This window comes from Sphingobium indicum BiD32 (genome assembly GCF_000382885.1).
Taxonomy (GTDB): Bacteria; Pseudomonadota; Alphaproteobacteria; order Sphingomonadales; family Sphingomonadaceae; genus Sphingobium; species Sphingobium japonicum_C.
Window position 1 is genome coordinate 1 of sequence record NZ_CAVK010000046.1, and the last position, 9,060, is coordinate 9,060.

A 9,060-nucleotide genomic window follows, 5' to 3' on the forward strand; every position below is an offset into this window, starting at 1 on the left:
ATGGAATGTGATGCAGCATTGAACCAGATTAAAATGCGCTCAATTTTGCAGGGTGACGAAATGCTGTTAGAGGCGGGGGGCGATCGCGCCCGCCGTTCAGGACTCCCATGACAGCCTCCACACCCAAACGCCGTCCCCTTCCGACCACCGACAATGGTCCGATCGACAACACGCTCAATCGCATCCGCGTGGCCCAGCCTGGCATGGCGAAGGGGGCGAGCCGGATCGCCGATTATATTCTCGCGCAGCCGGATAAGATCGTGAGCATGTCGGTGACCGAACTGTCCGAAGAGACGGGCGTGAGCGAAGGTAGCATCATCAATTTCTGTCGCGGCATCGGCCTGTCCGGCTTCCAGCAGATGAAGCTCAGCCTGGCCCAGGAAATCGTGCAACCGGTTCAGTTCATCCACGAAGATGTCACGCGCGATGACGACATGGACACGATTTGCCGGAAGATATTTCATTCGGGCATTCAGGCCTTGCGCGACTCGCTGTCGGTGCTGGATCCCACCGCGCTGTCACGCGCGGTCGACATGATCCGCGCGGCCAAGCGCGTGGAAGTCTATGGCATTGGCTCGTCCGCGCCGATTGCCGAGGACACCCACTATCGCATGCTGCGCATCGGCCTCGATGCGCGGGTGGTGGTCGATAGCCATGTGCAGGCGATCTGCGCATCGCGATGCGACCCCGACGTCGTCGTGCTGACCATTTCGCACAGCGGCGCCACGCACGAGACGGTGGCGGCCACCCGACTGGCCAGGGAAGCGGGCGCGAAAACCATCGTCATCACCAATTTCGCCCGATCACCGATTCAGGCCTATGCCGACCTGGTCCTGTTCACCATGGCGCGTGAGACAAGTTTTCGTACCGAGGCGATGACCAGCCGGATCGCGCAGCTATGCGTGGTCGACGCGCTGATCGCCGCCTTGGCGCTGGCGGATTATGAACGCTCGACGGAGACGCTTCGCCAGACGTTCGACGTGCTTTCGATCAAGCGGTTTTGAGGCGCAGGGCCGCTCACCATTTGACGATGTCGTCGAGCGTCAATCCTGCATCCGGCCCGATGAGAAGGGGGTAGATGCCATAGTCGGTCGCGCCTTTGCCGTCCGTTTCGGGATTGTCGCCGATCATCACGGCCTGATGCGCGGCCACGCCCGCGACTTCGCAAGCGCGCGCGAACAGGAGCGGGCCAGGTTTGCCGACCGTTACCATCGAGACGTCTCTTACACAGGCCAACAGAGCAGCGAGCATCGCCCCGGTTTCCGGCACGATGTGCCCATCGAGTCCGGGATGCGTCGTGTCGACATTGGCGACGATCAGCTTCGCGCCTCGCTGCAGAGCATTCGCCGCGCGGCATAATTTGGCATAAGTAAAGCGCGCGTCTCGCATCAACAGGATATGATCCGGCTCGTCCCGTACAAGCGTCAGCCCCATGTGCCGGGCATAGGCTTTGATCCGCGTCGATCCGAGCAGCATGATCCGCGCCTGCCGGGCCTGCATGGCCAGGCGTACCGCTTCTGCACCTGCAAGAATGATCCGATCCGGCGGTATATGGACATTTGCCTGTTTCAGTATGCGCGTGAAATCTTCGGGCAGATGCGTCGAATTGTTTGATAGGATGACGACGCGATCCGCGTGCCGTTCCAATAGCGTCCGCGCGGCCGGGATCAGGGTGTTGCCGATCATCACACAGCCATCCCAGTCGAGGAATATGGCGGCGGCATTATCGAAAGCGCTTTTCGGTGACGGGGAAGACGTTGCCCCATATCGCATAATCTTCATTTGTATGAGCGACCCTTTGGCAACCTGCCTCCGAAATACTCATATATTATGTGTTGTAAAGTGAGATTATCTCAAAATGATTTCGTGTCACGGTCGGTCGGAGATCTTGATGGCAGCCGGAGACGTTCTGACGGCAGCGACTACTCAAGGCGCGGCAAGGCTGCTGCGCTTCCCAAGGGTTTGCGAACGGTTGATGCCGGCGCTGCCGAAAAGGCCTTGAGTGTCGGCCGGTGCTTGTAAGCGTGATCAAGCACTTGCTTATACCAGAGCCGCAGACATTATGGCGCAAATCTCAGGGGGGTGCTGTGCGTTTCACGATTTCTGTTTGCCTGGCGAGTCTGCTTGCCGGATCCGCCGTTTATGCAGCTGGCAACAAGATCCAAACTGGGCCTGCGCCCAAATGGGCGGTCCAGTCGGAGCCCATGCCTGTTCCCGCCGATGCCGCAGGCGCGGTTTTCATCCGCCGACAGGACACGGAGATCCACCTCGATGACAAGGGACAGCTGCTCTACAACGGCTACCGCATCAAGATCCTGCATTCCAACGCGCTGCAGCTCGGCAATCTGTCGCTGGCCTGGAATCCAGCCGCTGGTTCGCCTGTCGTCCATGCCATAAAGATCCATCGCGAAGGCCAGGTTATCGACCTGTTGAAGGCGGCTTCGTTCGAGATACTTCGTCGAGAAGACCAGCTTGAAGCGGCAAGGCTGGATGGCAATCTGACGGCCGTTTTACGTGTGCCCGATCTCAGGGTCGGGGATGAAATCGAGTTTGGCGCAACGCTCCGCGCGAGCGATCCCACTTTGGGGAAGGACGATGCCGGCCTGCTTCTCCTCGCCGCCGAGCCAGCACCCGGCCGATATCATCTTCGTCTAAGTTGGGAGCAAAAAAACAAGCCTGCCGTCAAGATGACCAGCGATATGATGACGGTGGCTGAACAGGGCGCGAATGCAATCGATTATCGGTTCGACAACCCTGGCGTCCTGACCCCGCCCAAGGATGCGCCCCCTCGCTATCAATGGCAGAGGGTCGTCGAATATAGCAGTTTCGGCGACTGGCAGGGCATATCGCGCCTTTTCGCGCCGCTATTTGCCAATGCTTCCAGTCTGAGCGCCAACTCCTCGCTCAAGCAGGAGGCCGCCCGCATCGCCGCGGCACATCCGGGGTCGTTCGACCGCGCCGCCGCTGCGCTGAAAATGGTGCAGCAGGATGTCCGCTACATTTATGTCGGGCTGAATGGCGGAAATCTGACGCCGGCAGGAGCCGATGAGACATGGCAACGCCGCTACGGCGATTGCAAGGCCAAGACGGCTCTGCTGTTGGCACTGTTGCGCGAGCTAGGCGTCGAAGCCGAGGCGGTGCTGGTCAATAGCAGTGGCGCTGATGATGGCCTGGATCAGCGGCTGCCCAGCCCCCGCATGTTCGACCATGTGCTGGTACGGGCGCGCATCGATGGAAAGAGCTATTGGCTTGATGGCACGATGCCTGCCGTTGTCCCGCCTACACAGGAGCCTGTCATTTCCTATCAATGGGTGCTTCCCCTGACCATACAGGGAGGCGGTCTTGAGCAGCTTGGCTGGGCGCCTGCTTCGCGACCCAATGAGATCACGCTATTCGAAATCGATGCCCGCGCTGGTTTCGACAAGCCCGCACGCATTACCAATACAACGATCAAGCGCGGGATCGAAGGTTTGCAGCAGGAGGTGCAATTTTCTGCAGCGACGCCCACGCAACTGCTCAGCGCGTTTCGTCAGAATGCGATTGGAAACACATGGCAGACCATCGAGGATGTTCAGTGGCGTTATGACGCGAAGGCGCAGGCCAGCATATTTACCATCGTCGGCACGGGCACCGTCGACTGGGATGATGACGGGGATGGGGTAAAGTCGCTGGCACTGCCGGGTGGTGGTTTCAGCCCGCCGGAAAAGCGGATACGCGCGAAAGAGCAGGATCAGGCACTGCCATTCTACAACAAGCCGGATTTTAGCTGTTATGTCACCACCGTCCGTCTGCCATCCTCGACGAAGGCGGAGCAGTGGTCGCACAAGGATGATATTAACAACCGCATGTACGGCCGTGCCTATTACCGCGCCTTCGACATCTATGATGGTTCACTACGCATGATCCGTGGATCTCGGATCGAGCAGAAAGAAGTCGATGCCGCCAGAACACAGCACGACAATGGCCGCTTCGCCCTGTTTGATAACAGCATGGCATGGATAACCTATAACCCAAGCGGCAAAAACGCCGATACGCAGGCAAGCCGGCGAGTGCCTACGACAACCGAGATCGATTGGACGGGTGATCGTGTGCCCTGCCTGGCGGATTGATTCTGACATTTGCATCCCCTGGCCGCTGGGATGGGTCTGCAACTGTCAAAATCGTAAAATCCACTAGAATCAGAGAGGCATAGCTGACGATCAGCGAATGTCCCTAAACTAGCGGAAATCCAAGGTTTTTTAACCATCAGCACACATCTGCTGACAGGATTTTGGAGGCCCGAGCCGGAATCGAACCGGCGTGCAAGGATTTGCAGTCCTCTGCGTAACCACTCCGCCATCGGGCCATCCGTCGCGGTGGACGCCGCAAATGTGCGGCTTTGGTTCCAAAGTCAAGCGGCGGATCGGGCGCGGGCGTCAAGATTCTGGTCGTCTGCCGTGCAAAGCCGCTTGGCGTGGCCTGCGCGCTGATTTAGAGGTCCGTTGATAGCCTTGCTGTATTGCATTGCCAATACAGTTGTGCCAAGTCCAATCGACCAAGCGAGAATGATCGTGACCGAGCAGAATTTTTCTTCGATGCGGACCGCCATGGTCGAAAGCCAGTTGCGCACCAGCGACGTGGATGATCCGCGCGTGATCGCCGCGATGGCCAGCGTACCGCGTGAGGATTTTGTCCCGGCCGAACGCCGCGCCATGACCTATATCGATCGGCCTATCCCGCTGAGCGGCGGACGCGCGCTGAACCCGCCTTTGGTGATCGGTCGCCTGCTGACCGAGGCGAAGGTTATGCCGGGTGACAAGGTGCTGCTGATCGGCGCGGCGACGGGCTACAGCGCCGCGCTGCTGACGGCGCTGGGCGCGCAGGTCATAGCGGTCGAGGAAGAGGGCGGGCCGGACATCGCTGGCGCGACCGTTGTGCGCGGACCGCTGAACGCCGGGGCGGCTGCTGGCGCGCCTTATGATCTTTTGTTCATCGACGGCGCGGTGGCGGAAGTGCCCGCTGCGCTCGTTGGGCAGCTTGTCGATGGGGCGCGGGTTGTCACGGGCGTTGTCGAACGCGGCGTCACCCGGCTGGCGAGCGGCCGGGTCGTTGCGGGCGTACTGGGCCTGTCCAGTGTCGCGGATATCGAGATGGTGGTGCTGCCGGGCTTTGCCGCGCCGGAGCGATTCGTTTTTTGAGACGGGGATCATGACAGCAAAGCGACCTAATTTCCGGCGGACCACCGCTACAGCCTTGCTGTTGCTATCCTCTTGCCTGGCCGGTCCGGCCATGGCCGAAACGTTGCAGGGCGCGCTGGCTAAGGCCTATGCGTCCAACCCGACGCTGACCGGCGCGCGCGCAGGGCAGCGGGCAACCGATGAAAATGTGCCGATCCAGAAGGCAGGCGGGCGTCCCGCGGCAGACCTGGGCGGCACCTATAGCGAGAGCATCCTCAAGCCCACGATCAGCTTCACTTCGCCCCAGCGCACCGTGAACGCGCAGGCGCAGTTGAGCGTGCCGATCTATTCTGGCGGGGCCGTCCGCAATGGCGTGAAGGCCGCCAAGGTTCGGGTAGAGGCGGGGCAGGCCAATCTGCGCGGCACGGAAGCCAGCATTTTCTCGCAGGTTGTCGCCGCCTATATGGACGTGATCCGCGACAGTGCGATCGTCTCGCTCAATCAGGCCAATGTGAAGGTGCTGGAGGTCAATCTCCAGGCGACCAACGACCGGTTCGAGGTTGGCGACCTGACCCGCACCGATGTGGCGCAGTCGCAATCACGGCTGGCGCTGGCCCAGGCCGATTTGCAGACGGTGCAGTCGAACCTGATCACCAGCCGCGAAAATTATATCGCGCTGGTTGGCGAAGCGCCGGACATGCTGGAGCCGCCGCCGGTTCTGCCAGGGCTGCCCGCCACGCCCGATCTGGCGGTGCAGGTGGCGCTGGCCGACAATCCCGACATTGCGGCGGCCAAGAAAGCGCGGGACGCCGCGCGCTATGATGTGCGGGTGGCCAAGGCGGGCAATCTGCCCACTCTCTCGGCCTTCACCCAGGCAGGCTATACCAATTATCTCGATACGCTCGAAAATGGCACGGTTGGGGGCGGATCGCAGATCAACAAGCAGGCGCAGGCCGGCGTCCAGCTGAGCATCCCCCTTTACCAGGGTGGCCGCCCCGCCGCGCAGGTGCGCCAGCGCCAGGCGCAGGAATCGCAGGCGATCGAGCAGGAGATCCAGGTCGAACGCGGGGTTATCGCCCAGGCACGCGCCGCCTATGCCAGCTGGCAGGCCTCGCTCAAGGCGATCGAGTCCAACCAGAAGGCGGTCGAGGCGGCCAGCCTGTCGCTGGAAGGTGTGCGGGCCGAAAATTCGGTTGGCAGCCGCACCATCCTCGACATCCTTAATGCCGAGCAGGAGGCGCTCAACGCCCGTGTCCAGCTGGTGTCGGCGCGGCGCAACGCCTATGTCGCGGGCTTCAGCCTGCTGGCCGCAATGGGCCATGCCGAAGCCGACGATCTGGGCCTTGCCAGCGGTGCGCTCTACGACCCGATGGTCAATTATGACCGGGTGAAGGGCAAATGGTTCGACTGGGACTATGGTGCAGCGCCCCTGCCGGTTGCTACGCGCACCGTTGACACGCTGCCGCAAAACGCCAATGTGAGTCCCGAAACGGCACAACAGCCATAAGCGGCTGCAATTGCGGGGCCGATAGTCAGGGGACGGCATGGGCGACATGACAAAGGAACCCTCGATGGAAGAGATACTCTCGTCCATCAAGCGGATCATTGCCGAGGAAGGCGAGGAGGCAGTGCAGACTGCTGCGCCGCGCCGCGGTCGGGCTGATCCAGCACCCAAGCCCATGATTGAACCGGGCGAACCGGCCCCCGCACCCTTCGTGCCGCTGGTCGACGAAGTGCTGGAACTGACCGATGAGGTCGTGGTGGAGGATGTGATGCCCGCTCCCAAAGCTGCCGCCAAGGCGACGCCGGCGGCCAAACCTGTCGCCGCAGCGGACGAATCGATCCTGTCGGTCGAAAGCGAAGTCGCGGCGCGCCATTCTCTGTCGGCTCTCTCGTCCATGCTGGTCACTGCCCCCGATGGCGCGGACAATACGCTCGACGGGCTGGTCCGCTCGATGCTGAAACCCATGCTCAAGGAATGGCTCGACGCCCGCCTGCCTGCACTGGTCGAGGATATGGTGGCCAAGGAAATCGCGCGTATAACTGCGCGGTAAAGGTTCGCACTATTTGATCTTCGCGCGTGGGTCGTTAAAGCGCGGGGCATGACCGATCTGCCCAAAACATTCGACCCCGCCGATATCGAAGCCCGCTGGTACAAGCATTGGGAGACGAACGGCCTGTTCCGTCCCGAACGGCCGGACGCGCAGCCCTATACGATCGTCAATCCGCCGCCCAATGTGACCGGCAGCCTGCATATCGGCCATGCGCTCGACAATACGTTGCAGGACATCATGATCCGTTATGAGCGGTTGCGCGGAAAGGATGCGCTGTGGGTGGTCGGCACCGACCATGCGGGCATCGCGACCCAGATGGTGGTCGAGCGGCAGATGAACGCCAAGGGCGAGAAGCGCACCGATTACACGCGCGACGAATTTGTCGCCAAAGTGTGGGAGTGGAAGCAGGAAAGCGGCGGCACCATCACCGGCCAGCTGCGGCGGCTGGGCTGTTCGATGGACTGGAGCCGCGAACAATTCACCATGGACCCGCATTTCAGCAAGGCGGTGGTCAAGGTGTTCGTGGAACTGCACCAGCGCGGCCTGCTCTATCGCGACAAGCGGCTGGTCAATTGGGACCCGCATTTCCGATCCGCCATTTCCGATCTGGAGGTGGAGACGAAGGAGACGCAGGGCGGTTTCTGGCGGTTCAAATATCCGCTGGCCGATGGCGTGCGTCTGGCCGACGGGGCCGACCATATCGTCGTCGCGACGACACGGCCCGAAACGATGCTGGCCGATATGGCGGTCGCGGTCCATCCCGATGACCCGCGCTACCAGAGCGTGATCGGCAAGGAGATCCTCCAGCCGATCACCGGGCGGCGGTTGCGGATCGTCGGCGACGATTATGCCGACCCGGAACTGGGGTCCGGCGCGGTCAAGATCACGCCGGGGCATGATTTCAATGATTTCGAGGTCGGCAAGCGCGCGGGGATCGCGGCGGGCGCGATGCTCAACATGTTCGATGCGGATGCCAATGTCGTGCAGACGGCCGATGGTCTGGTGCCGGAAGCGTATCTTGGTATGCACCGCTTCAGGCGCGACGGCGTGGACGGCGCGCGCGAGGCTGTGGTCGCGGAGATGAAGGCGCTGGGCTTCCTCGTGCCGCACGTCACGAAGAACAAGGAAGGCGAGGAGATCGCCGCCGACTTCGAGCCGCGCGTCATCCAGACGCCGTTCGGCGACCGTTCGGGCGTAGTGATCGAACCCTGGCTGACCGATCAATGGTATGTCGATGCCGCCAAGCTGGCCGTCGCGCCGATGCAGGCGGTGCGCGACGGGCGGATCGAAATCGTCCCCAAGACATGGGAAAAGACCTTCTTCAACTGGATGGAGAATATCCAGCCCTGGTGTGTGAGCCGCCAGCTTTGGTGGGGGCATCGGATTCCGGTTTGGTATGGGCCGGTAAAGCATCCAGATATTGGCTGGCAAATTGTGCACGACCAAGGAATGGCATCGGTTGTGCCGCCATCTTTCGTTGCTGCGACGGTAGATGAGGCTAAGCAGCTTGCGGCTGAATATTATGAAACATCAGTTGGTCAAGTCATTGAATTTGATAGCTCATGGGCCGCAGCTGAAGCTGATTTGGAAGAACAACCTGCCCATTTGGTAAGTGAAGCGCTGACTGATCTAAAGTGCGTGCCAATCTGGCGCGATTCTGACGTCCTCGACACCTGGTTCTCCTCGGCGCTGTGGCCGTTCGGCACGCTGGGCTGGCCGAACGACAATCCTCCCCGGAACGGGGAGGTGGCGGCGCGGAGCGCTGACGGAGGGGGCGGGCGTTTCGACGCCAACTCTCGTCCAGACGCCAGCCCCCTCCACCACCCTGCGGGCGGTCCCCCTCCCCGTGC

The 9,060-nt window shown here is 61.4% G+C and carries 7 protein-coding genes and 1 tRNA gene; 6 read left to right on the forward strand and 2 right to left on the reverse strand.

Annotation, left to right across the window (positions count from 1 at the left end; genetic code table 11):
- Positions 1 to 107 precede the first annotated feature (107 nt).
- Complete coding sequence (locus EBBID32_RS04715; protein ID WP_006951628.1) at positions 108 to 1,004, forward strand: MurR/RpiR family transcriptional regulator; 897 nt, start codon at positions 108 to 110, stop codon at positions 1,002 to 1,004.
- A gap of 13 nt (positions 1,005 to 1,017) precedes the next feature.
- On the opposite strand, the gene EBBID32_RS04720 is transcribed toward EBBID32_RS04715, so the two are convergent.
- Positions 1,018 to 1,782 carry an HAD-IIA family hydrolase gene (locus tag EBBID32_RS04720; protein ID WP_156022462.1) on the reverse strand — a complete coding sequence of 255 codons (765 nt, stop codon included), beginning with the start codon at positions 1,780 to 1,782 and terminating at the stop codon, positions 1,018 to 1,020.
- A 242-nt stretch (positions 1,783 to 2,024) separates the two neighbouring features.
- On the opposite strand from EBBID32_RS04720, the gene EBBID32_RS04725 reads away from it, so the two are divergent.
- Positions 2,025 to 4,109, forward strand: a complete 2,085-nt coding sequence (locus EBBID32_RS04725; RefSeq protein ID WP_231382098.1) for a DUF3857 domain-containing protein — start codon at positions 2,025 to 2,027, stop codon at positions 4,107 to 4,109.
- 162 nt (positions 4,110 to 4,271) lie between these two features.
- On the opposite strand, the gene EBBID32_RS04730 is transcribed toward EBBID32_RS04725, so the two are convergent.
- A tRNA-Cys gene (locus EBBID32_RS04730) sits at positions 4,272 to 4,345 on the reverse strand.
- A 199-nt stretch (positions 4,346 to 4,544) separates the two neighbouring features.
- Between EBBID32_RS04730 and EBBID32_RS04735 the strand changes: the two genes are divergently transcribed.
- The 4 genes from EBBID32_RS04735 to EBBID32_RS04750 all read left to right on the forward strand — a co-directional run.
- A complete protein-coding gene (locus EBBID32_RS04735; RefSeq protein ID WP_006951636.1) occupies positions 4,545 to 5,177 on the forward strand; it encodes a protein-L-isoaspartate O-methyltransferase family protein in 633 nt (210 codons plus the stop codon).
- Positions 5,178 to 5,187: 10 nt separating this feature from the next.
- A complete protein-coding gene (locus EBBID32_RS04740; RefSeq protein ID WP_037488807.1) occupies positions 5,188 to 6,663 on the forward strand; it encodes a TolC family outer membrane protein in 1,476 nt (491 codons plus the stop codon).
- A gap of 37 nt (positions 6,664 to 6,700) precedes the next feature.
- Positions 6,701 to 7,210: a DUF2497 domain-containing protein gene (locus EBBID32_RS04745; RefSeq protein ID WP_006951640.1), complete on the forward strand. Its 510-nt coding sequence runs from the start codon at positions 6,701 to 6,703 to the stop codon at positions 7,208 to 7,210.
- 48 nt (positions 7,211 to 7,258) lie between these two features.
- The coding region (locus tag EBBID32_RS04750; protein WP_231382099.1) for a valine--tRNA ligase at positions 7,259 to 9,060 on the forward strand (1,802 nt) is incomplete at its 3' end.